Below are 24,670 nucleotides of genomic sequence, written 5' to 3' on the forward strand. Positions count from 1 at the left end.
AACTTATCTTCCCAACCACGGCTGTGGATTGACCGCCTGACCCTGACGACGAATTTCGAAATAGAGTGACGGGCGGCCCTGACCGCCACTGCTGCCCACAAGGGCAATAGGTTGACCGGCGCGCACCTGAGTGCCGACGCTGACCAGCGCGCTCTGGTTGTAGCCGTAAAGACTCATGTCGCCTTTACCATGCTCGACCACCACCACGAGCCCGTAACCCTGTAGCCAGTCGGCCAGGATCACGCGACCATCGGCGATGGCTTTCACTTCGCTACCTTCAGACGCACCGATAACGATCCCTTTCCAACGTAGCTCACCCTGCAACTGTTCGCCATAGCGATGCAGGATCGTACCGCGAACGGGCCAGTAGGCCTGACCACGAGGGGAACCGAGGCCGCCGGTGCGCGACATCAGGGAACGTTCATTTTCAGTCGGCTTATAGGTGGTGCCTTTCCGGGAGGCTTCCTGCTGCTTATTGCGCACCGCCTGCGCTTCGCGGGCTTCTTTTTCGGCGCGCGCTTTGGCTGCGGCTTCTGCCCGGGCAATGCTGTTACGCAGTTTCGATTCGTTGGCGCGCATTTCGCTCAGCTGGCTTTGTCCTGCCTGGATAGAAGACTCCAGGCCGGCGAGCGTCTTCTTACGCTCATTGCGCGCCTGCTCAAGCTTCTCCTGCTGCGCCTGCTGATCGTAGAGTAGAGTTTGCTGCTGGCTCTGCTTCTCTTCCAGCTCGGCTTTTTGCGTGGTGACTTCTTCGCGCGTCTGTTTCAGCTGCGCAATGGTCTCCTGACGAGCCTGGTTGAGATAGCCGAAATAGGCCTGTAAACGCTGGCCGCGCTGGCTCTCTTCACCGCTGAGGATCAGCTGAAGGCCAGTGTGTTCACCCTGACGGAAAGCGGCATCAAGCTGTGCAGCCAGGTTGCGTTCCTGGGCGTCACGCTGGCGCTCCAGTTTCGCAATCGACGCGTTCATTTCATCGATTTGCTTATTGAGCTGGGCAAGGGTGTTTTGCGTTTCACGCAGCTTACGCGCAGCGGCGGAAATGGCCTCTTCCTGCTTTTTAAGCTGGGCAAGCAGGGCAGAACGCTGTTGCTGCTGCTGGCGTACCGCACGCTCTTTGGCGGCGATATCGGCCTGAATGGATTTGAGCTGGTCGCGGTCATCCGCGTGGGCGGATGCGGCGCACAGCAATACGCCAGCGCTGAGTGCGCTGGCGCAAAGCAGAGGTCTGACTGATAACCGAAGCGGCTTCACGACCCATGTGATTGAAAAAATCGCCTTTCCCCTCATGGGGAGCGATTATTCCACGATGAACAGCGGCTTGCCAGTCATCTCTTCAGGGATTTCCATACCCATCAGCGACAACATGGTTGGCGCGATGTCGGAAAGCTTGCCGCCTTCCACTGCTTTCACTGATTTATCACCCACATAAATCAGTGGAACAGGCAGGTTGGTATGGGCGGTATGCGCCTGACCGGTTGCCGGGTCACGCATCTGTTCTGCGTTACCGTGATCGGCGGTGATCAGCAGCTGGCCTCCCACGGATTCAACCGCTTTTGCGACCTGCTCTACGCAGTGGTCCAGCGCCTCAACCGCCTTAACGGCGGCTTCCATCACGCCGGTGTGACCTACCATGTCACCGTTCGGATAGTTACAGATGATGGTGTCGTAATTACCGCTTTCGATCGCGGCCACCAGTTTTTCGGTCAGCTCCGCAGAGCTCATTTCTGGCTGGAGATCGTAAGTCGCGACTTTCGGCGAGTTGATCAGAATGCGGTCTTCGCCTTTGAACGGCTCTTCTACGCCGCCGTTAAAGAAGAAGGTCACGTGCGCATACTTCTCCGTTTCGGAGATACGCAGCTGGGTTTTATCGTTTTTCGCCATCCACTCGCCGAAGGTATTTTCCAGCGACGCTGGCGGATACGCGCAGGGAGCCTTGATATCCGCTGCATACTCGGTCAGCTGGATGAAATCGAGCTTCGCCACTTTCTTACGGGCGAAACCGTCGAAATCACTGTTGACGAAAGCACGGGTGATTTCGCGCGCGCGGTCAGCGCGGAAGTTCATGAAGATCAGCGCATCGCCATCTTCCATGGCGGCATCGGCCTGGCCTTCAGCGCGGATCACGGTTGCTTTCACGAATTCGTCGTTTTCATCACGCGCGTAAGCCGCTTCCAGACCTTCCACGGCGGTCGCGAACTGGAACTCACCTTTTGCCAGGGTCAGCAGATCGTAGGCTTGCTCAACGCGGTCCCAGCGGTTATCGCGGTCCATCGCATAGTAGCGGCCAATGATGGACGCCACGCGGCCTTTGCCCAGTGCGGTAAATTTCTCTTCAAAGGCTTTCAGCGAGCCCTTAGCGCTGCGTGGCGGCGTATCGCGACCGTCCAGGAAGGCGTGCAGATAGATTTTTTCCGCACCGCGTTCAGCGGCCAGTTCAACCATCGCCATGATGTGATCTTCGTGGCTGTGAACGCCGCCCGCAGAGAGCAGGCCCATAATGTGAACGGCCTTGCCTGCGGCAACAGCTTTATCCACTGCTCCGGTGAGCGTTGGGTTGGCAAAGAATGTACGTTCTTTGATTTCAACGTCCAGGCGCGTCAGGTCCTGATAAACGATACGGCCTGCGCCCAGGTTCACGTGACCCACTTCTGAGTTGCCCATCTGACGATCCGGCAGGCCGACTTCCAGACCAGACGCGTCAATCAGGGTGTGGGGACGTTTTGCCCATAGCGCATCCATTACCGGGGTTTTGGCGTTGAAAATGGCGTTATCCTGCTGATCTTCACGGTAGCCATAGCCATCCAGAATCACCAGTACCATAGGTTTTTTAGAAACCGACATTGCGACAACCTCATGCTCAAGAGACAAAAAATTTGCGTAATTTTACTACAGCTGAATCGATAAAATAGCCGCAGAAGATCAAAGAAAGCGTGGAGGCAAGGCCGTTCTCGAGCCATTTTGAGGCTTTTTTTTCGTGGCATGCCGCAGAAAATAGATTAGCTTTATGTCGCTGGCTGTATTTGCCACAGCGCACAGGTATACTCCTGTCCTGGTTTTTTTAATCACTTAGTCGGGAGTTGTTACCCCCCATGCAAGAAATTATGCAATTCGTTAGCCGCCACCCGGTTCTGAGCATCGCGTGGATTGGCCTGCTGGTCGCTGTACTGTTCACCACATTTAAGGGACTGACGTCTAAAATTAAGGTGATCACCCGCGGTGAAGCGACACGTCTGATCAACAAAGAGGACGCCGTTGTGGTTGATCTGCGTCAGCGCGACGATTTCCGCAAGGGCCACATTGCAGGTGCTATCAACCTGCTGCCAGCGGAAATCAAAGCGAACAACATTGGTGAGCTGGAGAAGCATAAAGCCCAGCCGATTATCGTTGTTGACGGCACAGGCATGCAGGCGCAGGAATCTGCCAACGCACTGCATAAAGCAGGCTTTGAAAACGTAACGGTGCTGAAAGAAGGCATCTCCGGCTGGAGCGGGGAGAATCTTCCTTTAGTGCGCGGTAAATAAGGAGTTAAGTGATGGCCAATATTGAGATCTACACCAAAGCAACGTGCCCGTTCTGCCACCGAGCGAAAGCGCTGCTGTCCAGCAAAGGCGTAACGTTCAAGGAACTGCCGATCGATGGTGACGCGATTAAACGCGAAGAGATGATCCAACGCAGTGGTCGCACTACGGTTCCACAGATTTTTATTGATGCGCAGCACATTGGCGGCTGTGATGACTTGTATGCGCTCGACGCCCGCGGTGGACTCGATCCGCTGCTGAGCTAGAGACTTTAGGACAATTAAAAAGGGTTTTTCCATGTCAGAACAAAACAACACCGAGATGACTTTCCAGATCCAGCGCATCTACACCAAGGATGTCTCTTTCGAAGCGCCAAACGCGCCGCACGTTTTCCAGAAAGACTGGCAGCCAGAGGTTAAACTTGATCTGGATACCGCATCCACCCAGCTGGCGGATGACGTGTATGAAGTCGTACTGCGTGTCACCGTGACCGCCTCTCTGGGCGAAGAAACTGCATTCCTGTGCGAAGTACAGCAGGGCGGTATCTTCTCCATCGGCGGCATCGAAGGCAACCAGATGGCGCATTGCCTGGGTGCATACTGCCCGAATATCCTGTTCCCGTATGCGCGTGAATGCATCACCAGCCTGGTTTCTCGCGGTACATTCCCGCAACTGAACCTTGCGCCAGTCAACTTTGATGCGCTGTTCATGAACTATTTGCAGCAGCAGGCTGGCGAAGGTGCCGAACAACATCAGGATGCCTGATGAGCACTGTTAATGCGTCAATGACTGTGATCGGTGCCGGCTCTTACGGCACCGCTCTTGCCATCACGCTGGCAAGAAATGGTCACGACGTGGTCCTGTGGGGCCACGATCCAAAACATATCGCGACGTTGCAACACGACCGCTGCAACGTGGCGTTTCTCCCGGACGTTCCGTTCCCTGACTCTCTCTATCTGGAAAGCGACCTCGCGACCGCGCTGGCGGCCAGCCGCAATATTCTGATTGTGGTGCCGAGCCATGTGTTTGGCGAAGTCCTGCGTCAGATCAAGCCGCTGATGCGTGCGGATGCGCGTATTGTGTGGGCGACGAAGGGGCTGGAAGCCGAAACCGGACGTTTGTTGCAGGACGTTGCCCGCGAAGCGCTGGGAACGGCGATCCCGCTGGCGGTGATCTCCGGGCCGACGTTTGCCAAAGAGCTGGCTGCCGGCCTGCCGACGGCGATCTCGCTGGCGTCCACCGACCAGGCATTTTCCGACGATCTTCAGCAACTGCTGCACTGCGGCAAGAGCTTCCGCGTCTACAGCAACCCTGATTTTATCGGCGTACAGCTGGGCGGTGCGGTGAAGAACGTCATTGCTATCGGGGCCGGGATGTCTGACGGCATCGGTTTCGGTGCGAATGCGCGTACGGCGCTGATCACCCGTGGTCTGACCGAAATGTCCCGCCTGGGCGAAGCGCTGGGTGCCGATCCGGCCACCTTTATGGGGATGGCTGGGCTGGGCGACCTGGTGCTGACCTGCACCGACAACCAGTCGCGTAACCGCCGCTTTGGCATGATGCTCGGACAGGGCAGCGATGTAAAAAGCGCGCAGGAGAAGATTGGTCAGGTGGTTGAAGGCTATCGCAATACTAAAGAAGTCCGCGAATTGGCGCACCGTTTCGGTGTCGAAATGCCAATAACCGAGGAAATTTATCAGGTATTGTATTGCGGAAAAAATGCGCGCGAGGCAGCATTGACCCTATTGGGTCGTGCGCGCAAGGACGAGCGCAGCAGCAATTAGCCGGGAAATATCGTCACCTGAATGACCCAGCCAGCGCAGAACTGGCTGGTCATTAACTATCGTCTGGAGCAAGCAATGCCGTGTGAAGAACTGGATATCGTCTGGAATAATATTAAAGCCGAAGCCCGCGCTTTGGCCGACTGTGAGCCTATGCTGGCCAGTTTCTATCACGCGACGCTACTCAAGCACGAAAACCTCGGCAGCGCCCTGAGCTATATGCTCGCCAATAAGCTGGCTTCCTCCATCATGCCTGCAATCGCCATTCGTGAGGTGGTGGAAGAGGCCTACGCCGCTGACCCGGAAATGATCGCCTCTGCCGCCTGCGACATTCAGGCCGTACGCACGCGCGATCCGGCGGTGGATAAATACTCCACGCCGCTGCTGTATCTTAAAGGTTTTCACGCCTTACAGGCGTACCGCATCGGCCACTGGTTATGGAATGAGGGACGCCGCGCGCTGGCTATCTTCCTGCAAAACCAGGTTTCTGTGACCTTCCAGGTCGATATTCACCCGGCGGCGAAAATTGGCCGCGGGATCATGCTCGATCACGCCACCGGCATTGTTGTCGGTGAAACGGCGGTGATTGAAGATGATGTGTCGATTCTGCAATCCGTTACGCTGGGCGGTACCGGTAAAACCAGCGGCGATCGCCATCCGAAAATTCGTGAAGGTGTGATGATTGGCGCAGGCGCCAAAATCCTCGGCAATATTGAAGTTGGACGCGGCGCGAAGATTGGCGCGGGGTCAGTTGTACTCCAGCCCGTACCGCCGCATACCACCGCTGCTGGCGTCCCGGCGCGCATCGTCGGCAAGCCAGACAGCGATAAACCGTCGATGGATATGGATCAGCACTTCAACGGTATTCACCACACCTTTGAATACGGCGACGGCATTTAAACGCGGAATAGCCAGATAAAAAAGCCCGGTGAGTCAATGCACCGGGCTTTTGATTAGTTGCGGTATAACACTTTGATAATGTGATAGCCGAACTGCGTATGCAGTGGGCCGGTTGGCTCCAGCACCGGGCAGGAGAAAACCACTTTATCAAACGCCGGAACCATCTGGCCCTGGCGGAACTCGCCTAAGTCACCGCCGCGTTTGCCTGACGGGCAAATCGAGTGTTTCTTCGCCAGTTTGCCGAAATCGGCGCCGTTTTTAATCTGTTCGAGAAGATCCTGTGCCAGTTTCTCTTCTTTAACAAGGATATGCAGTGCTGCTGCTGTTTTTGCCATGATCGTGCCTTGAGTCAACGAGTTTACGATCGGTATACTACCACGCGTTTTTCCTCCTCTCCCCACTTTCATTGAGCGATCACTTATGCGTTTAAACCCCGGACAACAACAAGCTGTCGAATTCGTCACCGGACCCTGCCTGGTGCTGGCGGGAGCGGGATCCGGTAAAACACGCGTGATCACCAATAAAATTGCCCACTTAATTCGCGGTTGTGGCTACCAGGCGCGCCATATCGCGGCGGTCACTTTTACCAACAAAGCGGCGCGTGAGATGAAAGAGCGCGTCGGCCAGACCCTGGGCTGTAAAGAGGCGCGCGGGCTGATGATCTCCACTTTCCACACGCTGGGCCTGGATATCATCAAGCGTGAATACGCGGCGCTGGGCATGAAGTCCAACTTTTCGCTCTTCGATGACACCGACCAGGTGGCGCTGCTTAAAGAGCTGACGGAAGGGCTGATCGAAGATGACAAAGTGCTGTTGCAACAGCTGATCTCGACGATCTCGAACTGGAAAAACGATCTCATGACGCCGGCCCAGGCAGCGGCGAGCGCCCAGGGCGAGCGCGATCGTATCTTTGCCCACTGCTACGGTCTGTATGACGCGCATATGAAAGCCTGCAACGTACTTGATTTCGACGATCTGATCCTGCTGCCGACGCTGCTGCTTCAGCGGAATGAAGAGGTGCGCGAGCGCTGGCAGAACAAAATCCGCTACCTGCTGGTGGATGAATATCAGGATACCAACACCAGCCAGTACGAGCTGGTGAAGCTGCTGGTAGGACAGCGTGCGCGTTTCACCGTTGTTGGCGATGACGATCAGTCCATTTACTCCTGGCGCGGCGCACGTCCGCAAAACCTGGTGCTGCTGAGCAAAGACTTCCCGGCGTTGCAGGTGATCAAACTGGAGCAGAACTACCGTTCTTCCGGGCGCATCCTGAAGGCGGCGAACATCCTGATTGCCAATAACCCGCACGTCTTTGAGAAGCGCCTGTTCTCCGAGCTGGGTTACGGTACCGAACTGAAAGTGCTCAGCGCCAACAATGAAGAGCACGAAGCGGAGCGCGTAACGGGTGAGCTGATTGCCCATCACTTCGTCAACAAAACCGACTATAAAGACTACGCGATCCTCTATCGCGGTAACCACCAGTCGCGCGTTTTTGAAAAAATGCTGATGCAAAACCGCATTCCCTACAAAATCTCCGGTGGCACGTCGTTCTTTTCGCGTCCGGAAATCAAGGATCTGCTGGCCTACCTGCGCGTGCTGACCAACCCGGATGACGACAGCGCTTTCCTGCGCATCGTGAATACGCCGAAACGCGAAATTGGCTCTGCGACGCTGCAAAAGCTGGGCGAGTGGGCGATGACCCGCAACAAAAGCCTGTTCACCGCCAGCTTCGATATGGGGCTGAGTCAGACCCTGACCGGGCGCGGCTATGACGCCTTAACCCGCTTCACCCACTGGCTGGGTGAAGTGCAGCGTCTGGCCGAGCGCGAGCCGGTGGCGGCGGTACGCGATCTGATCCACGGCATTGATTACGAATCCTGGCTCTATGAAACCTCCGCCAGCCCAAAAGCGGCTGAGATGCGCATGAAAAACGTTAACCAGCTCTTCAGCTGGATGACCGAAATGCTTGAAGGTTCAGAGATAGACGAGCCCATGACCCTGACGCAGGTCGTCACCCGCTTCACGCTGCGCGATATGATGGAGCGCGGCGAAAGCGAAGAAGAGGCCGATCAGGTCCAGCTGATGACGCTTCACGCGTCCAAAGGGCTGGAGTTCCCGTATGTCTATCTGGTGGGGATGGAAGAGGGCTTACTGCCGCACCAGAGCAGCATTGATGAAGATAACGTCGACGAAGAGCGCCGTCTGGCCTACGTGGGGATCACCCGTGCGCAGAAGGAGCTGACGTTTACGCTGTGCAAAGAGCGCCGTCAGTACGGTGAGCTGGTGCGCCCGGAGCCGAGCCGTTTTCTGCTGGAGTTGCCTCAGGACGATCTTATCTGGGAGCAGCAACGTAAGGTCATTACCGCGGAAGAACGCATGCACAAAGGCCAGGCCAACGTGGCAAACATTCGCGCGATGCTGGCAAAAGCCAAAGAGAAGGGATAACGGTTTGTAGGCCGGGTAAGGCGAAGCCGCCGCCCGGCACGCTTCAAAGGGTCACTTCACCTCAAGCGCCCAGTGCACATAGCTCTGCCACTGGAACTCCTGTTCAACCAGTTCTGCGCCAAGCGGGTGATTTTCAAGCCAGTTTTTCGGCAATGTCAGCGTCAGTTTCTCATCGTCTGCCACCAGCGTAATGTCTGGCAGCAAATCATCACGACGGCGACTGGCAAACAGGATCGCCAGGCGCAGCAGACGACACAGATGCTCGGCCACGCGCGGCGGCACGGCGTTCTGCTGGTGAAGTGAAGAGAGATCGACGGCGTTGGTCTGGTTCAGCAGCAGGGTGGCCAGCAGCTTCTTCTGTGCGGGCGTATAGCCGGGTAAATCGAGATTTCGTACCAGCCAGGCCGCGTGAAGCGGTGCCTGCTTGTACTCTACGCTGAGACCAATTTCATGCAGCGCACAGGCGCTTAGCAACAGATCGCGGCTTAACGGTTCAATATCCCAGCTTTTTTTCACCTGATCGGCAAAAAGTGACGCCAGCTGACTCACTCTTTGCGCCTGGTCAGTATCAACAATAAAGCGTCGCTGAACGTTACGCAGCGTACGGCTACGGATGTCCTGATCGACCGACTGGTGCAGCATTCCGTAAACCAGACCTTCACGCAGCGCACCGCCTGCCAGCGTCATACACTGGATATTCAGCTCGGTGAAAATGGCGATCAGGATGGCGAGCCCGCTTGGGAAAACCAGCGCGCGTTCGAGCGTCAGCCCCTCAATTTCAAGCTCTTCCAGGCGTCCACACTGGATGGCGCGCTGTTTAAGCTGCTGGAGCTTGGCAAGGGTGATCCGCTCGTCCATGCCCTGCGCCATCATGATTTCCTGCAACGCCTGAACGGTGCCGGAAGCCCCGACGCAGACTTTCCAGCCGTGATAGCGCAGCTCATCCATGACCGGGCGCAGGACTTCACGCGCCGCGTTTTCCGCCACGTCGAAATTCTCTTTGGCAAGGTTTCGATCGGTAAAGTAGCGTTCCAGCCAGGTCACACAGCCCATCGACAGGCTAAAGAGCGAGGTCGCCTGTGCGCCTGTACCCGTGACCAGTTCGGTACTGGCGCCACCGATGTCTACCACCAGACGGCGATCGTCACCACCGGTCGTGTGCGCCACACCCTGATAAATCAGGCGCGCTTCTTCTTCACCGCTGATGACCTGCACCGGACAGCCCAGAATTTCCTGCGCTTTGGCAATGAAATCGCCAGCGTTAACCGCCAGACGAAGGGTCGCCGTGGCAACAACGCGAATTTGACTGAGCGGGATATCCTGCAAACGTTCTGCAAACAGACGCAGGCACTGCCAGCCACGTTCCATGGCTTCAGGGGAGAGGTGGTTGTCGCTGCTCAGGCCCGCCGCGAGGCGGACCTTGCGCTTAATGCGCGTCAGCGTTTGTATGCTTCCCGCCACCTCGCGCACAACCAGCATATGAAAGCTATTCGAACCGAGATCGATTGCCGCATAAAGCGAGGTGGAGCTGAGCATATTTTCTTAACCTGAACGACGACGGTTACGCGGTGCGCCGCCGGAACGACGCGGACCATTGCCGGGGCGTGGGCGGGTAAGGCGCTTAGGCGGCGGCAGTTCGCTTAACAGCGCGTCCGGATTGTATTTACTCTGTGGAATAGAGTGACCGATGTAGGTCTCAATGGCCGGAAGATTCAGCGCATACTCTTCACACGCCAGGCTGATGGAGTGACCGCTTGCGCCGGCACGACCAGTACGACCGATACGGTGTACATAGTCTTCACAGTCATCTGGCAGATCGTAGTTAAAGACGTGCGTCACGGCTGGAATGTGCAGGCCACGGGCCGCCACGTCGGTCGCGACCAGAATATCGAGATCGCCACGGGTAAACTCGTCCAGAATGCGCAGGCGTTTTTTCTGCGCCACGTCGCCGGTCAGCAGACCTACGCGATGCCCATCTGCCGCCAGGTGGCCCCAGATATCTTCGCAGCGATGTTTGGTGTTCGCGAAGATGATCGCGCGATCCGGCCATTCTTCTTCGATCAGCGTTTGCAGCAGGCGCATTTTCTCTTCATTAGAGGGATAGAAGAGCTCTTCTTTAATGCGGTGCCCGGTTTTCTGCTCCGGTTCCACTTCCACATACTCGGCGTTGTTCATCTGCTCGAAGGCGAGTTCACGCACGCGGTATGACAGGGTTGCGGAGAACAGCATGTTCAGACGCTGGTTTGCGGCAGGCATACGACGGAACAGCCAGCGGATATCTTTAATGAAGCCAAGATCGTACATGCGGTCTGCTTCATCAAGCACGACAACCTGGATTGCGCCGAGGTTGATATGGTTCTGTTTGGCGTAGTCGATAAGACGGCCGGTGGTCCCAATCAGGATATCCACGCCGCTTTCCAGCACTTTCAGCTGTTTATCGTAGCCGTCGCCGCCATAGGCCAGGCCAAGTTTCAGGCCGGTGGCTTGCGCCAGTGGCTCAGCGTCTGCGTGGATCTGTACCGCCAGTTCTCGCGTCGGGGCCATAATTAGCGCGCGCGGCTGGTTAACTTTGCGGTCTGCAATCGCTGGGTGAGAAAGTAAATAATGAAACGTTGACGTTAAAAACGCCATCGTTTTGCCAGTACCGGTTTGCGCCTGCCCTGCAACGTCGCGACCGGCCAGCGTCAGCGGCAGGGCGAGAGCCTGAATGGGCGTGCAGTTATGAAACCCTTTAGTTTCAAGGGCTTCGATCACCTTTGGGTGCAGGGCGAAGTCGGAAAACTTCTGTTCTGTTAAATGTGTTTTGCTCATAGTGTGGTAGAATATCAGCTTACTATTGCTTTACGAAAGCGTATCCGGTGAAATAAAGTCAACCTTTAGTTGGTTAATGCGACATCAACACGTCGTTGGTGGTGACAAAACCAACGTACCAGGCTTATTCCTGTGGAGTTATATATGAGCGATAAAATTATTCACCTGACTGACGACAGTTTTGACACGGACGTACTTAAAGCTGACGGGCTGATCCTCGTTGATTTCTGGGCTGAATGGTGTGGTCCTTGCAAAATGATCGCTCCGATTCTGGATGAAATCGCTGACGAATATCAGGGCAAACTGACCGTTGCCAAGCTGAACATCGACCAGAACCCGGGCACCGCGCCAAAATACGGTATCCGTGGCATTCCGACCCTGCTGCTGTTCAAAAACGGTGACGTGGCGGCGACCAAAGTGGGCGCACTGTCCAAAGGTCAACTGAAAGAGTTCCTGGACGCTAACCTGGCGTAAGGTTTCTCAGCTGAGCGTTCAGAGCGCCTAATTAATGGCGAGCTCTGGACGCCCGGCTTTAGTCGTGCTAAGTTAGCTATGACTACGTTTTAAACATATCTTGTTGTTTGAATCTTGTTTTACCCGATACTTCCCGTTGTTAATGTAAACAGTGCGTGAAGTTGCTAGATTCCGGGCTTGTCACTCAATCCGTCTTGTCGTTTCAGTTCTGCGTTCTTTCCCTGTGACCAGACAGCGAACAGACATGAGGTGATGGCCGCTAAACAGGCATGGATGACCCTGCCATACCATTCACAACATTAAGTTCGAGAATCACCCCGAGTTTAAGAACCCACACCATTATGAATCTTACCGAATTAAAGAATACGCCGGTTTCTGAGCTGATCACTCTCGGCGAAAATATGGGACTGGAAAACCAGGCTCGTATGCGCAAGCAGGACATCATTTTCGCCATCCTGAAGCAGCACGCTAAGAGTGGCGAAGATATCTTTGGCGACGGTGTGCTGGAGATACTGCAAGACGGATTTGGTTTCCTCCGCTCCGCAGACAGCTCCTACCTCGCCGGCCCTGACGACATCTACGTATCCCCTAGCCAAATCCGCCGTTTCAACCTCCGCACTGGTGACACCATTTCAGGTAAGATTCGTCCTCCTAAAGAGGGTGAACGCTACTTTGCGCTGTTGAAGGTTAACGAAGTTAACTACGACAAACCGGAAAACTCCCGCAATAAGATCCTGTTCGAGAACTTAACGCCGCTGCACGCGAACTCTCGCCTGCGCATGGAGCGTGGTAACGGGTCTACTGAAGACTTAACCGCTCGTGTGCTGGATCTGGCATCGCCAATTGGTCGTGGTCAGCGTGGTCTGATTGTGGCACCGCCAAAAGCCGGTAAAACCATGCTGCTGCAAAACATTGCGCAGAGCATTGCTTACAACCATCCAGACTGTGTGCTGATGGTGCTGCTGATTGACGAACGTCCGGAAGAAGTGACCGAGATGCAGCGTCTGGTGAAAGGTGAAGTGGTTGCGTCTACCTTCGACGAACCGGCTTCTCGCCACGTTCAGGTTGCGGAAATGGTTATCGAGAAGGCGAAACGCCTGGTTGAACACAAAAAAGACGTGATCATCCTGCTCGACTCCATTACCCGTCTGGCACGTGCCTACAACACCGTGGTGCCGGCTTCCGGTAAAGTACTGACCGGTGGTGTGGACGCCAACGCCCTGCACCGTCCGAAGCGTTTCTTCGGCGCGGCGCGTAACGTGGAAGAGGGCGGTAGCCTGACCATTATCGCGACGGCGCTGATCGATACCGGCTCCAAAATGGACGAAGTTATCTACGAAGAGTTTAAAGGTACAGGCAACATGGAACTGCACCTTTCTCGTAAGATCGCAGAGAAACGCGTCTTCCCGGCTATCGACTACAACCGTTCCGGTACCCGTAAAGAAGAGCTGCTTACCACTCAGGAAGAGCTCCAGAAAATGTGGATCCTGCGCAAAATCATCCATCCAATGGGCGAAATCGACGCAATGGAATTCCTCATTAACAAACTGGCGATGACCAAAACGAACGACGATTTCTTCGACATGATGAAACGCTCGTAACGCAAATAATCCCAGTAAACGCCACGTTTTTACGTGGCGTTTTTTATTTATGGACTATACGCTATTACCACACACTCCCAATTTTGACCTGTCGGTGCGACAATAAGAAGGTTTGCACAGTCAAAGAAATAATTGATTGAAAAACATACAAAGGGAGTTGTGAGAAGCCATCTTTAATCCTTCTGAGGCAGAGGCTTCATGGTTATACTTCCGGGACTAACATTTGTTGAGAGCAATCCATTGTGAATCTACTCACTGCAGTAACTGAGCTGATCAGTATTTTTTTATTCACAACCTGTTTTTTGTTCATTGCGCGCAAGGTAGCAAAAAGAATTGGGTTAGTGGACAAACCGAACTTCCGTAAACGTCATCAGGGGCTTATTCCGCTGGTGGGCGGCATTTCGGTATACGCAGGCATCTGTTTCACATTCGGGATCGCGGATTACTATATCCCCCATGCCGCACTCTACCTGGCGTGTGCCGGTGTGCTGGTACTGGTCGGCGCCCTAGATGACCGTTTTGATATCAGCGTGAAGTTTCGCGCGACGGTACAGGCGGCTATCGGCATCATTATGATGGTGGTGGGCGGTCTCTATCTCAGAAGTCTGGGCTATGTGTTCGGTCCCTGGGAGCTGGTGCTTGGGCCATTCGGCTTCTTCCTGACGCTGTTTGCCGTTTGGGCGGCCATCAACGCCTTTAACATGGTTGACGGCATAGACGGTCTGCTCGGTGGGCTGTCCTCTGTTTCATTTGGCGCTATCGGCATCATTTTATGGTTTGACGGCCAGTACAGCCTGTCAATGTGGTGTTTTGCCATGATAGCCGCCATCCTGCCTTATATCTGCCTGAACCTGGGTGTGTTGGGGCGTCGCTATAAAGTCTTTATGGGCGATGCGGGCAGTACCCTGATTGGCTTTACGGTGATCTGGGTCCTGCTGGAGACCACGCAGGGCAAAACTCACCCGATAAGCCCGGTAACGGCTCTGTGGATTATCGCTATCCCGCTGATGGACATGGTCGCCATTATGTACCGCCGTCTGCGTAAAGGGATGAGCCCGTTTTCTCCCGATCGCCAGCATATTCATCATCTGATTATGCGCGCTGGCTTCACGTCTCGTCAGGCATTTGTGCTGATTACGCTTGCGGCTGCTATTCTGGCTGCGATTGGCGTTGCCGCGGAATACGCACATTTCATTCCTGAATGGGTAATGTTGGTATTATTCTTGCTAGCATTTTTCATGTACGGTTACTGCATCAAGCGTGCATGGAAAGTGGCGCGTTTTATTAAACGCTTAAAACGCAGGATGCGTCGGAACAGTGGCAAAAACACAACATTAACTAAGTAAAACCGGGACTATGATGACTCAACCGTTGGCGGGAGCGAAATCAGTGGGCACTGAGAACGAGCTGGATATTCGTGGTTTGTTTCGAGTGTTATGGCAAGGCAAACTGTGGATTGTGGGTATTGCGTTGGGGTTCGCACTGTTAGCGCTCGCCTACACCTTATTTGCAAAACAAGAGTGGAGCGCCACGGCAATTACAGACCGACCAACGGTGAATATGCTTGGAGGCTACTACTCCCAACAGCAATTCCTGCGTAATCTTGATATCAAGGCCAATCTGGCGACCCCGGATCAGGCCTCGGTGATGGATGAATCCTACAAAGAGTTTGTGATGCAGCTGGCGTCGTGGGATACGCGTCGCGATTTCTGGTCCCAGACGGACTATTACAAGCAGCGCATGGTCGGGAACAGCAAAGCGGATGCCGCGCTGCTGGATGATTTAATTAATAACATTCAGTTTATGCCTGGCGATGTGCTCCGTAATGTTAGCGACAGCGTGAAGCTGATTGCGGAAACGGCGCCGGATGCCAATAACCTGCTGCGTCAGTACGTTGCTTTTGCCAGCCAGCGCGCGGCGAGCCATCTGAATGACGAGCTGAAAGGTGCCTGGGCGGCACGTACAATCCAGATGAAGGCACAGGTAAAACGTCAGGAAGAGGTCGCAAAGGCCATCTTCGCACGACGGGTGCATAATATTGAGCAGGCGCTGAAGATTGCTGAACAGCACAATATTTCCCGTAGTGAAACGGATGTTCCGGCTGACGAGCTCCCGGATTCAGAAATGTTCCTCCTGGGTCGCCCAATGCTTCAGGCACGTCTGGAAAATATCCAGGCCGTTGGCCCTGACTTTGACCTTGATTACGACCAAAACCGCGCCATGCTCAATACGCTCAACGTCGGTCCAACGCTGGACCCGCGTTTTCAGACCTATCGTTATTTGAGAACGCCTGAAGAGCCTGTAAAACGCGATAGTCCGCGTCGCGCCTTCCTGATGATCATGTGGGGGATTGTGGGCGCACTGACTGGCGCTGGCGTAGCGTTATCGCGTCGCCGCACAACCTAAGAACGCCGTCTACGATAAAGGCTGCGGCCTTCATCGTCTAATCGAAGAGAATCGATGTGAAAGTACTAACCGTATTTGGCACCAGGCCGGAGGCCATCAAGATGGCACCTCTGGTTCATGCGCTGGCCAGAGATCCTGACATTGAAGCGAAGGTGTGCGTAACTGCCCAGCACCGTGAGATGCTCGATCAGGTCTTAACCCTCTTTTCTATCGTCCCGGATTACGATCTCAATATAATGAAACCGGGACAGGGATTGACGGAAATTACCTGCCGTATTCTGCAAGAGTTAAAGCCTATCCTGGAGTCGTTCAGGCCTGATGTGGTCCTGGTGCATGGCGACACCACCACCACCGTGGCGACCAGCCTGGCCGCGTTTTATCAGCGTATCCCTGTGGGCCATGTCGAAGCGGGGCTGCGTACCGGCAATCTCTATTCTCCCTGGCCGGAAGAGGCCAACCGTACCCTCACCGGCCACCTGGCGATGTACCATTTTGCGCCTACCGAGAACTCACGTCAGAACCTGCTGCGAGAAAATATCAGCGACAGCAAAGTTTTCGTCACCGGCAATACGGTTATTGATGCGCTGATTTGGGTGCGTGACCGCGTACTGGCTAACGGCGAACTTCAGGCAGAACTCGCTGCGCGCTATCCGTTCCTGAATAACGGCAAGAAAACGATCCTGGTGACGGGCCACCGTCGCGAAAGTTTTGGCCGTGGCTTTGAGCAAATCTGCCACGCGCTGGCTGAAATTGCCGCGCAGAACGAGGATGTGCAGATTGTCTATCCGGTACACCTTAACCCTAACGTCAGCGAACCGGTCAACCGTATCCTCGGCCACGTGGAAAACGTGCTCCTGATTGAGCCGCAGGACTATATGCCGTTTGTCTGGCTGATGAACCACGCCTGGCTGATCCTGACCGATTCTGGCGGCATTCAGGAAGAAGCGCCTTCTCTTGGCAAGCCGGTACTGGTGATGCGCGAAACCACCGAACGTCCGGAAGCGGTAACTGCCGGGACCGTCCGTCTGGTCGGAACGGATCCGCGTCGTATTGTCGAAGAGGTCACGCGCTTACTGCATGACGATGAAGAGTATCAGGCAATGAGCCGCGCCCATAACCCGTACGGGGACGGGCAGGCTTGTGGCCGTATTTTGCACGCACTTAAACACAATCGGGTAACGCTATGAGTTTTACTACCATCTCTGTTGTTGGTCTTGGCTATATCGGACTGCCTACTGCGGCGGCCTTTGCCTCCCGTCAAAAGCAGGTTGTTGGCGTAGATATCAACGCGCACGCGGTGGAAACCATCAACCGTGGCGAAATTCATATCGTGGAGCCTGACCTCGATCGCGTGGTGAAAAAAGCGGTGGACGGCGGCTTCCTGCGAGCCAGCACGACGCCGGTAGAAGCCGACGCGTACCTGATTGCGGTACCAACCCCTTTTAAAGGCGATCATGAGCCAGACATGGTTTACGTCGAGGCGGCGGCAAAATCCATTGCGCCGGTGCTGAAGAAAGGGGCGCTGGTTATCCTTGAGTCCACTTCACCTGTTGGAGCCACCGAGCAGATGGCCCAGTGGCTGGCCGAGGCGCGCCCCGATCTCAGCTTCCCGCAGCAGGCGGGCGACCAGGCTGATATCAATATCGCTTACTGCCCTGAGCGCGTGCTGCCGGGCCAGGTAATGGTTGAGCTGATTAAAAATGACCGCGTGATTGGCGGCATGACCCCGGTCTGCTCCGCGCGCGCCAGCAAGTTATATAAGATTTTCCTTGAAGGCGAATGCGTGGTGACCAACTCCCGCACCGCCGAAATGTGCAAACTGACCGAAAACAGCTTCCGCGACGTCAACATCGCGTTTGCGAATGAACTGTCGTTGATTTGCGCCGATCAGGGGATTAACGTCTGGGAACTGATCCGCCTTGCCAACCGTCACCCGCGCGTGAACATTCTTCAGCCGGGGCCGGGCGTGGGCGGGCACTGTATCGCGGTCGATCCGTGGTTTATCGTGGCGCAAAACCCGCAACAGGCACGCCTGATTCGCACCGCGCGCGAAGTGAACGACCACAAACCGCACTGGGTGATTAACCAGGTGAAAGCCACGGTCGCGGATTGCCTGGCCGACAGCGGCAAACGCGCCAGTGAGCTTAAAATCGCCTGCTTTGGTCTGGCATTCAAACCGAATATTGACGATCTGCGCGAAAGCCCGGCGATGGAAATTGCCGGGATGATCGCTGACTGGCACAGCGGTGAAACGCTGGTGGTTGAGCCGAATATTCATGCGTTGCCGGCAAAGCTTGCCGGTCACTGCACCCTTACCGCACTGGATGACGCGCTGGCGACGGCGGATGTGCTGGTACTGCTGGTGGATCACAATGCGTTTAAAGCGGTCTCCGCTGATGCCGTACGTCAGCAGTATGTTGTTGATACTAAAGGCGTGTGGCGTTGAGTATCCTCAACGGCGTGCTGGAGCCCCTTGAGTGGGAAAGCACATTCTTTGCACGTCCCTCAGCGATAGTGCGTCTGCGCGAAAATGCCCCTGCGTTGCGGAAAGCCGACTTCGGCGCCTGGCCGCGCGTGCAGGCTAAGATCCCGGCAGACCGGGCCGATATGCTGGACGCGCTCCAGCAGCACGGATTCCGGCTGGTTGAGGGTGAGGTTGACCTCTCTATTACCGTGGCCCGCCACGACTCACCGGGCGCGGAAATTGCATCAGAGCAGGATATTCCTGCGCTGCGCAACATGGCGGCGCTGGCATTCGCTCAGAGCCGTTTCCGGGCACCCTGGTATGCGCCCGATGACAGCGGCCGCTTTTATGCCCAGTGGATTGAGAATGCGGTAAAGGGCACGTTTGACCACGTCTGTCTGGTGTTTCGTGCGTCGGAAGGTCCGATTGAAGGTTTTGTTTCGCTTCGCAGGCTCAACGAGCACGAGGCGCGCATCGGTTTATTAGCCGGACGCGGCATGGGCGAAAAACTCATGCAGGCAGCGCTGCACTGGGCGGAGCAACAGCAGGTATCAACGCTGCGGATCGCGACCCAGATGGGCAACACCGCTGCGCTTAAACGTTATATTGCGAGTGGTGCCAGCATCGACGCCACCGCCTACTGGTTATACAGGTGACAAGATGATTCCATTTAACGCGCCTCCCGTCGTGGGCACTGAACTTGATTATATGCAGTCTGCTATGGGCAGCGGCAAGCTCTGTGGCGACGGCGGGTTTACCCGTCGCTGCCAGCAGTGGATGGAGCAACGTTTCCACAGTGCCAAAGTTCTGCTGACGCCGTCCTGTACCGCATCGCTCGAGATGGCGGCGCTGCTGCTGGATATCCAGCCCGGCGATGAGGTGATCATGCCGAGCTACACCTTCGTCTCCACGGCGAACGCCTTTGTCCTGCGCGGGGCGAAAATCGTGTTTGTGGATATCCGCCCGGATACCATGAACATTGACGAAACGTTGATTGAAGCGGCGATCACCGACAAAACGCGGGCGATCGTGCCGGTTCACTATGCGGGCGTGGCCTGCGAAATGGACACCATCATGGCTATCGCCAAAAAGCATAACCTGTTTGTGGTGGAAGACGCCGCGCAGGGGGTGATGTCCACCTACAAAGGACGCGCGCTGGGTACCATCGGTCATATCGGCTGCTTTAGCTTCCACGAAACCAAAAACTACACCGCAGGTGGTGAGGGCGGCGCGACGCTGATTAACGATCGCGCTCTGGTAGAGCGTGCGGAAGTGATCCGTGAGAAAGGGACCAACCGCAGCCAGTTCTTCCGCGGCCAGGTGGATAAGTACACCTGGCGCGATATCGGCTCAAGCTACCTTATGGCGGATTTGCAGGCCGCCTACCTCTGGGCGCAGCTGGAAGCGGCAGAGCGAATCAATCTGCACCGCCTCTCCCTGTGGCAAACCTACTACGACGCGCTGGCGCCGCTGGCTAAGGCAGGGCGTATTGAGCTGCCGACCGTACCGGCCGACTGCGTCCACAACGCCCACATGTTCTACATCAAGCTGCGCGATAACGACGATCGCAGTAAGCTGATTGCCTGGCTGAAAGAAGCGGAAATTATGGCGGTATTCCACTATATTCCGCTGCACTCCAGCCCGGCGGGAGAAGCCTTCGGCGCGTTTGCCGGTGAAGACCGCTACACCACCAAAGAGAGCGAACGTCTGCTCCGTCTGCCCCTGTTCTACAACCTTGCGCCGGTGAACCAGCGGACGGTGATCAATTCGCTTCTGAGTTATTTCGCCTGATATGTCTCTGGCAAAAGCGTCGGTGTGGACGGCAGCGTCCACGCTTGTAAAAATTGGCGCCGGGTTGCTGGTCGTCAAGCTGCTGGCCGTCTCATTTGGTCCGTCAGGCGTTGGGCTGGCCGGGAATTTCCGCCAGCTGGTCACGGTGCTTGGCGTGCTGGCGGGGGCCGGGATATTCAACGGCGTCACCAAATACGTAGCGCAGCATCATGACGATGCCGGAAAGCTCCGCACGGTGGTGGGGACCTCATCTGCAATGGTGCTGGGCTTCTCTACGCTGCTGGCCGTCGTCTTTTTGCTGGCGGCGGCCCCCATCAGCCAGGGGCTATTCGGACATACGCACTATCAGGGGCTGGTACGCCTGGTGGCGCTGGTTCAGATGGGCATCGCCTGGGCGAACCTGCTGCTGGCGCTGATGAAAGGTTTCCGTGATGCCGCCGGGAATGCACTGGCGCTGATCTTCGGCAGCGTCATCGGCGTCATCGCCTACTACTTTTGCTACCGGCTGGGCGGCTATGAAGGCGCACTGCTGGGGCTGGCGCTGGTGCCTGCCCTGGTTGTCATCCCGGCGGCGTTTATGCTGATGCGCAGAGGCGATATCCCGCTGAGTTACCTGAAACCGCAGTGGGACAAGTTACTGGCAGGCCAGCTGGCGAAATTTACGCTGATGGCCCTCATCACTTCCGTCACCATTCCGGTAGCCTACGTGATGATGCGAAACCTGCTGGCGGCGCATTACAGCTGGGAAGAAGTGGGAATTTGGCAGGGCGTGAGCAGCATTTCCGATGCCTACCTCCAATTTATTACGGCTTCCTTTAGCGTCTATTTGCTGCCAACCTTATCGCGCCTGACGTCCAGGCAGGATATTACCCGCGAGATTTTTCGCTCCCTGCGTTTTGTGTTGCCGGCTGTTGCGGTCGCCAGCTTTACCGTCTGGTTGCTGCGTGACTTCGCCATCTGGCTACTGTTTTCGGCGAAGTTTACCGCCATGCGCGATCTGTTTGCCTGGCAGCTGGTCGGCGATGTGCTGAAAGTGGGGGCATACGTTTTCGGCTATCTGGTGATTGCGAAGGCCTCGCTGCGGCTGTATATCCTGGCAGAGATTAGCCAGTTTGCGCTGTTGACCGCATTTTCTCACTGGCTGATCCCAACCCACGGTGCGCTGGGGGCGGCTCAGGCCTATATGGCAACCTATATCGTTTATTTCGCTGCCTGTTGCGGCGTATTTTTACTTTGGCGTAAACGCGCATGACTGCACTGATACACATTCTGGGATCGGACATCCCGCATCATAACCAGACCGTTCTGAGGTTTTTCAACGATGAGCTGGCATCTGGCACGCCCGACGCGCGCGAGTTTATGGTTGTAGGAAAAGAGAATGGCCTGAGCGCGGCCTGTCCGGCACTGAACATGACTTTCTGGCCTGACAAAGCGGCCCTGACCAAAGCCGTTGTCGCGAAAGCCAAAGCGGATCGAAGCCAGCGTTTCTTCTTCCACGGACAGTTCAATACCGGCCTGTGGCTGGCGCTGTTGAGCGGCGGGATCAAACCCTCCCAGTTCAGCTGGCATATCTGGGGAGCGGATCTCTATGAAGTCTCCCACGGCTGGAAATTTCGCCTGTTCTACCCGCTGCGGCGTCTGGCGCAGGCGCGCGTGGGCTGCGTTTTTGCCACCCGCGGCGATCTCACCTATTTTGCTAAACAGCATCCGAAGGTTCGCGGCGAGCTGCTCTATTTCCCGACCCGCATGGATCCGGCGCTGAACTCAATGGCGAATGACGCGGTTCGTGAGGGCAAGCTGACCATCCTGGTGGGGAATTCCGGCGATAGCAGCAACGAGCATGTCGCGGCGCTCCGGGCAGTGCATGAGCAGTTTGGCGACACGGTGAACGTGGTGGTGCCGATGGGCTATCCCGCCAATAACGACGCCTACATTGACGAGGTCCGCCAGCAGGGGCTTACGCTGTTTAGCGCGGAAAATCTGCACATTCTCAGGGATAAGCTGGAATTTGATGACTATCTCGCGCTGCTGCGAAAATGCGATCTGGGCTATTTCATCTTTGCCCGTCAGCAGGGGATTGGCACGCTGTGTCTGCTGATTCAGGCGGGAGTACCGTGCGTGCTCAACCGTGAAAACCCGTTCTGGCAGGACATGGCGGAGCAGCACATTCCGGTGCTGTTTACCTCTGACACGCTTAATGTCGGGGTGGTACGGGAAGCGCAGCGCCAGCTCGCGCTGGTGGATAAAAATAGCATCGACTTTTTCAGCCCAAACTACCTCACGCCGTGGCACCGCGCGCTGCGTATTGCTTCAGGAGACAACGCATGAGCCAGTTGCAGTTTAGCGGCCTGCTGGTGGTCTGGCTGCTGAGCACGCTGTTTATCGCCACGCTCACCTGGTTTGAGTTCCGGCGCGTACGTTTTAACTTCAATGTATTCTTCTCGCTGCTGTTTTTGCTGACCTTTTTCTTTGGTTTTCCGCTGACCAGCATCCTCGTGTTCCGCTTTGATGTGGGCGTCGCTCCGCCGGAAATCTTGTTGGAGGCGCTGCTCTCTGCGACCTGCTTCTACGCGGTGTATTACGTCACCTATAAAACGCGCCTGCGCGCGGCGAAAGACACCGCGCCCCGTCGCCCACTGTTTACCATGAACCGGGTAGAAACCCATCTGACGTGGGTCATGCTGATGTCCATCGCCCTGGTCAGTGTGGCGATTTTCTTCATGCATAACGGTTTTTTACTGTTTAAGTTGCAGTCCTATAGCCAGATTTTTTCCGCCGAAGTCTCCGGCGTCGCGCTCAAGCGTTTCTTCTATTTCTTCATCCCGGCGATGCTGGTGGTCTTTTTCCTTCGCCAGGACAGCAAAGCCTGGCTGTTCTTCCTGGTCAGCACCGTCGCGTTTGGCATTCTGACCTACATGATCGTCGGCGGTACCCGCGCCAACATTATTATCGCCTTCGCGATTTTCCTGTTTATCGGCATTATTCGCGGCTGGATCTCCCTGTGGATGCTGGCGGCGGCAGGCGTCTTTGGCATTGTGGGGATGTTCTGGCTGGCGCTGAAGCGCTACGGGCTGAACGTAGCCGGTGACGAAGCGTTTTATACCTTCCTGTATCTGACGCGCGATACTTTCTCGCCGTGGGAAAACCTGGCATTGCTGCTGCAAAACTACGACAAGATCGAATTCCAGGGGCTGGCGCCGATTGTTCGCGATTTCTATGTCTTTATTCCGACGTGGCTGTGGCCTGACCGTCCCGGCATTGTCCTGAACACGGCGAACTACTTCACCTGGGAAGTGCTGAATAATCACTCTGGCCTGGCGATTTCCCCCACCCTGATTGGCTCGCTGGTGGTGATGGGCGGAACGTGGTTTATCCTGCCCGGCGCGATCGCGGTCGGACTGATAATAAAATGGTTCGACTGGCTGTACACATTGGGTAACGAAGAGACCAACCGCTACAAAGCCGCTGTTTTGCACAGTTTCTGTTTCGGTGCCATTTTCAATATGATCGTTCTGGCACGCGAGGGGCTGGATTCGTTCGTCTCGCGCGTGGTGTTCTTTATGGTTGTTTTCGGCGTCTGTCTGCTGCTGGCAAAACTCCTGTACTGGTTGTTTGACAGTGCAGGTCTTGTGCACAGACGTGAGCCACAGGGCAGCACAACGCTGTCGCAAGTCTGAGTAGGGATTATCATGACGGATAAAACTTCAGCCCCGCGTTATGCGCTGCGTGGGCTACAGCTAATTGGCTGGCGTGACATGCAGCACGCGCTGGATTTTCTGTTTGCGGACGGGCAGATGAAGTCGGGCACGCTGGTGGCCATCAACGCAGAAAAAATGCTGGCGGTTGAAGATAACGCGGAAGTGAAAAGCCTGATCGAAGCCGCGGAGTTTAAATACGCAGACGGCATTAGCGTAGTGCGTTCGATCCGGAAAAAGTTTCCTGACGCTAATGTGTCTCGCGTGGCGGGAGCCGATCTTTGGGAGCGTCTTATGGAGCGCGCAGGCGCTGAAGGCACGCCGGTATTTCTGATTGGCGGCAAGCCCGAGGTATTGGCACAGACCGAACGAAAGCTGCGTAGCCAGTGGAATGTTAACATCGTGGGCAGTCAGGATGGCTACTTCAGGCCAGAAGATCGCCAGGCGTTATATCAGCGCGTGCGCGACAGCGGGGCGAAAATTGTCACCGTTGCCATGGGGTCGCCGCGCCAGGAAATACTGATGCGCGATTGCCGTCTGGTCAGCCCGGATGCGCTCTATATGGGCGTTGGCGGCACCTACGACGTCTTTACCGGCCACGTTAAGCGTGCGCCGAAAGTCTGGCAAAACCTGGGGCTGGAGTGGCTGTACCGCCTGCTTTCCCAACCAACGCGCATCAAACGACAGATTCGCCTCCTGCGCTACCTCGCCTGGCACTACACCGGAAAAATGTAATTAAAATGCAGCGCGATCTACCGTTCGCGCTGCAATGCCCCCCGCAAAA

The 24,670-nt window shown here is 55.8% G+C and carries 23 protein-coding genes; 18 read left to right on the forward strand and 5 right to left on the reverse strand.

The genetic code is table 11. The annotated features are described in order from the left end of the window. Positions 1-3: 3 nt before the first annotated feature. Together envC and gpmM are read right to left on the reverse strand one after the other, a co-directional pair. Positions 4-1,263, reverse strand: a complete 1,260-nt coding sequence (gene envC / locus A3466_RS20680) for a murein hydrolase activator EnvC (protein WP_230373043.1) — start codon at positions 1,261-1,263, stop codon at positions 4-6. A 33-nt stretch (positions 1,264-1,296) separates the two neighbouring features. Next, positions 1,297-2,841 carry a 2,3-bisphosphoglycerate-independent phosphoglycerate mutase gene (gpmM, locus tag A3466_RS20685; RefSeq protein ID WP_063452153.1) on the reverse strand — a complete coding sequence of 515 codons (1,545 nt, stop codon included), beginning with the start codon at positions 2,839-2,841 and terminating at the stop codon, positions 1,297-1,299. A gap of 248 nt (positions 2,842-3,089) precedes the next feature. Between gpmM and A3466_RS20690 the strand changes: the two genes are divergently transcribed. The 5 genes from A3466_RS20690 to cysE all read left to right on the forward strand — a co-directional run bounded on the left by A3466_RS20690 (position 3,090) and on the right by cysE (position 6,199). Further along, positions 3,090-3,521 carry a rhodanese-like domain-containing protein gene (locus A3466_RS20690; protein ID WP_003860840.1) on the forward strand — a complete coding sequence of 144 codons (432 nt, stop codon included), beginning with the start codon at positions 3,090-3,092 and terminating at the stop codon, positions 3,519-3,521. 11 nt (positions 3,522-3,532) lie between these two features. Further along, positions 3,533-3,784, forward strand: coding sequence for a glutaredoxin 3 (gene grxC, locus A3466_RS20695; protein WP_003860837.1), 252 nt, complete (start codon positions 3,533-3,535; stop codon positions 3,782-3,784). 31 nt (positions 3,785-3,815) lie between these two features. Then, a complete protein-coding gene (gene secB, locus A3466_RS20700) occupies positions 3,816-4,283 on the forward strand; it encodes a protein-export chaperone SecB (protein WP_003860835.1) in 468 nt (155 codons plus the stop codon). Then, a complete protein-coding gene (gpsA, locus tag A3466_RS20705) occupies positions 4,283-5,302 on the forward strand; it encodes an NAD(P)H-dependent glycerol-3-phosphate dehydrogenase (protein ID WP_006812398.1) in 1,020 nt (339 codons plus the stop codon). The genes secB and gpsA overlap by 1 nt, the downstream gene beginning before the upstream one ends. A gap of 75 nt (positions 5,303-5,377) precedes the next feature. After that, a complete protein-coding gene (gene cysE, locus A3466_RS20710) occupies positions 5,378-6,199 on the forward strand; it encodes a serine O-acetyltransferase (RefSeq protein WP_008502718.1) in 822 nt (273 codons plus the stop codon). 53 nt (positions 6,200-6,252) lie between these two features. Here cysE and ppiC read toward each other — a convergent pair whose 3' ends face one another. Continuing rightward, positions 6,253-6,534 (reverse strand): peptidylprolyl isomerase PpiC, encoded by a 282-nt coding sequence (gene ppiC, locus A3466_RS20715; protein ID WP_006812396.1) that lies wholly within the window; start codon positions 6,532-6,534, stop codon positions 6,253-6,255. 85 nt (positions 6,535-6,619) lie between these two features. On the opposite strand from ppiC, the gene rep reads away from it, so the two are divergent. Beyond that, on the forward strand, positions 6,620-8,644 hold the full coding sequence (gene rep / locus A3466_RS20720) for a DNA helicase Rep (RefSeq protein WP_063452154.1): 2,025 nt from the start codon (positions 6,620-6,622) through the stop codon (positions 8,642-8,644). A 51-nt stretch (positions 8,645-8,695) separates the two neighbouring features. Here rep and gppA read toward each other — a convergent pair whose 3' ends face one another. Continuing rightward, the gene (gene gppA, locus A3466_RS20725; RefSeq protein WP_063452155.1) at positions 8,696-10,180 is read right to left on the reverse strand and encodes a guanosine-5'-triphosphate,3'-diphosphate diphosphatase; all 1,485 of its coding nucleotides are present in this window, start codon (positions 10,178-10,180) and stop codon (positions 8,696-8,698) included. Between the two features lie 6 nt (positions 10,181-10,186). Continuing rightward, on the reverse strand, positions 10,187-11,455 hold the full coding sequence (rhlB, locus tag A3466_RS20730) for an ATP-dependent RNA helicase RhlB (RefSeq protein WP_063452156.1): 1,269 nt from the start codon (positions 11,453-11,455) through the stop codon (positions 10,187-10,189). Between the two features lie 144 nt (positions 11,456-11,599). Between rhlB and trxA the strand changes: the two genes are divergently transcribed. The 12 genes from trxA (at position 11,600) to wecG (ending at position 24,621) form a co-directional block, all read left to right on the forward strand. After that, positions 11,600-11,929 carry a thioredoxin TrxA gene (trxA, locus tag A3466_RS20735; RefSeq protein ID WP_006812392.1) on the forward strand — a complete coding sequence of 110 codons (330 nt, stop codon included), beginning with the start codon at positions 11,600-11,602 and terminating at the stop codon, positions 11,927-11,929. Positions 11,930-12,270: 341 nt separating this feature from the next. Beyond that, a complete protein-coding gene (gene rho, locus A3466_RS20740; RefSeq protein WP_001054528.1) occupies positions 12,271-13,530 on the forward strand; it encodes a transcription termination factor Rho in 1,260 nt (419 codons plus the stop codon). 242 nt (positions 13,531-13,772) lie between these two features. Beyond that, positions 13,773-14,876 carry a UDP-N-acetylglucosamine--undecaprenyl-phosphate N-acetylglucosaminephosphotransferase gene (gene wecA / locus A3466_RS20745; RefSeq protein WP_001050933.1) on the forward strand — a complete coding sequence of 368 codons (1,104 nt, stop codon included), beginning with the start codon at positions 13,773-13,775 and terminating at the stop codon, positions 14,874-14,876. 13 nt (positions 14,877-14,889) lie between these two features. Next, positions 14,890-15,936, forward strand: coding sequence for an ECA polysaccharide chain length modulation protein (wzzE, locus tag A3466_RS20750; protein WP_063452157.1), 1,047 nt, complete (start codon positions 14,890-14,892; stop codon positions 15,934-15,936). Between the two features lie 56 nt (positions 15,937-15,992). Continuing rightward, positions 15,993-17,123, forward strand: coding sequence for a non-hydrolyzing UDP-N-acetylglucosamine 2-epimerase (wecB, locus tag A3466_RS20755; protein ID WP_063452158.1), 1,131 nt, complete (start codon positions 15,993-15,995; stop codon positions 17,121-17,123). Beyond that, positions 17,120-18,382, forward strand: coding sequence for a UDP-N-acetyl-D-mannosamine dehydrogenase (gene wecC, locus A3466_RS20760; protein WP_063452159.1), 1,263 nt, complete (start codon positions 17,120-17,122; stop codon positions 18,380-18,382). The genes wecB and wecC overlap by 4 nt, the downstream gene beginning before the upstream one ends. Beyond that, a complete protein-coding gene (gene rffC, locus A3466_RS20765; RefSeq protein WP_063452160.1) occupies positions 18,379-19,056 on the forward strand; it encodes a dTDP-4-amino-4,6-dideoxy-D-galactose acyltransferase in 678 nt (225 codons plus the stop codon). The genes wecC and rffC overlap by 4 nt, the downstream gene beginning before the upstream one ends. Before the next feature lie 4 nt (positions 19,057-19,060). Then, complete coding sequence (gene rffA, locus A3466_RS20770; RefSeq protein ID WP_063452161.1) at positions 19,061-20,191, forward strand: dTDP-4-amino-4,6-dideoxygalactose transaminase; 1,131 nt, start codon at positions 19,061-19,063, stop codon at positions 20,189-20,191. 1 nt (position 20,192) lies between these two features. After that, complete coding sequence (gene wzxE, locus A3466_RS20775) at positions 20,193-21,443, forward strand: lipid III flippase WzxE (protein ID WP_063452162.1); 1,251 nt, start codon at positions 20,193-20,195, stop codon at positions 21,441-21,443. Beyond that, complete coding sequence (locus A3466_RS20780; RefSeq protein WP_063452163.1) at positions 21,440-22,519, forward strand: TDP-N-acetylfucosamine:lipid II N-acetylfucosaminyltransferase; 1,080 nt, start codon at positions 21,440-21,442, stop codon at positions 22,517-22,519. Before wzxE ends, A3466_RS20780 begins: the two co-directional genes overlap by 4 nt. Then, positions 22,516-23,868: an ECA oligosaccharide polymerase gene (wzyE, locus tag A3466_RS20785; protein ID WP_063452164.1), complete on the forward strand. Its 1,353-nt coding sequence runs from the start codon at positions 22,516-22,518 to the stop codon at positions 23,866-23,868. Before A3466_RS20780 ends, wzyE begins: the two co-directional genes overlap by 4 nt. Positions 23,869-23,880: 12 nt before the next feature. Continuing rightward, a complete protein-coding gene (gene wecG / locus A3466_RS20790; RefSeq protein WP_063452165.1) occupies positions 23,881-24,621 on the forward strand; it encodes a lipopolysaccharide N-acetylmannosaminouronosyltransferase in 741 nt (246 codons plus the stop codon). The last annotated feature ends 49 nt before the right edge of the window (positions 24,622-24,670 follow it).

The organism is Enterobacter genomosp. S (genome assembly GCF_001631805.1).
In the GTDB taxonomy this organism is placed as follows: Bacteria; Pseudomonadota; Gammaproteobacteria; order Enterobacterales; family Enterobacteriaceae; genus Enterobacter; species Enterobacter quasihormaechei.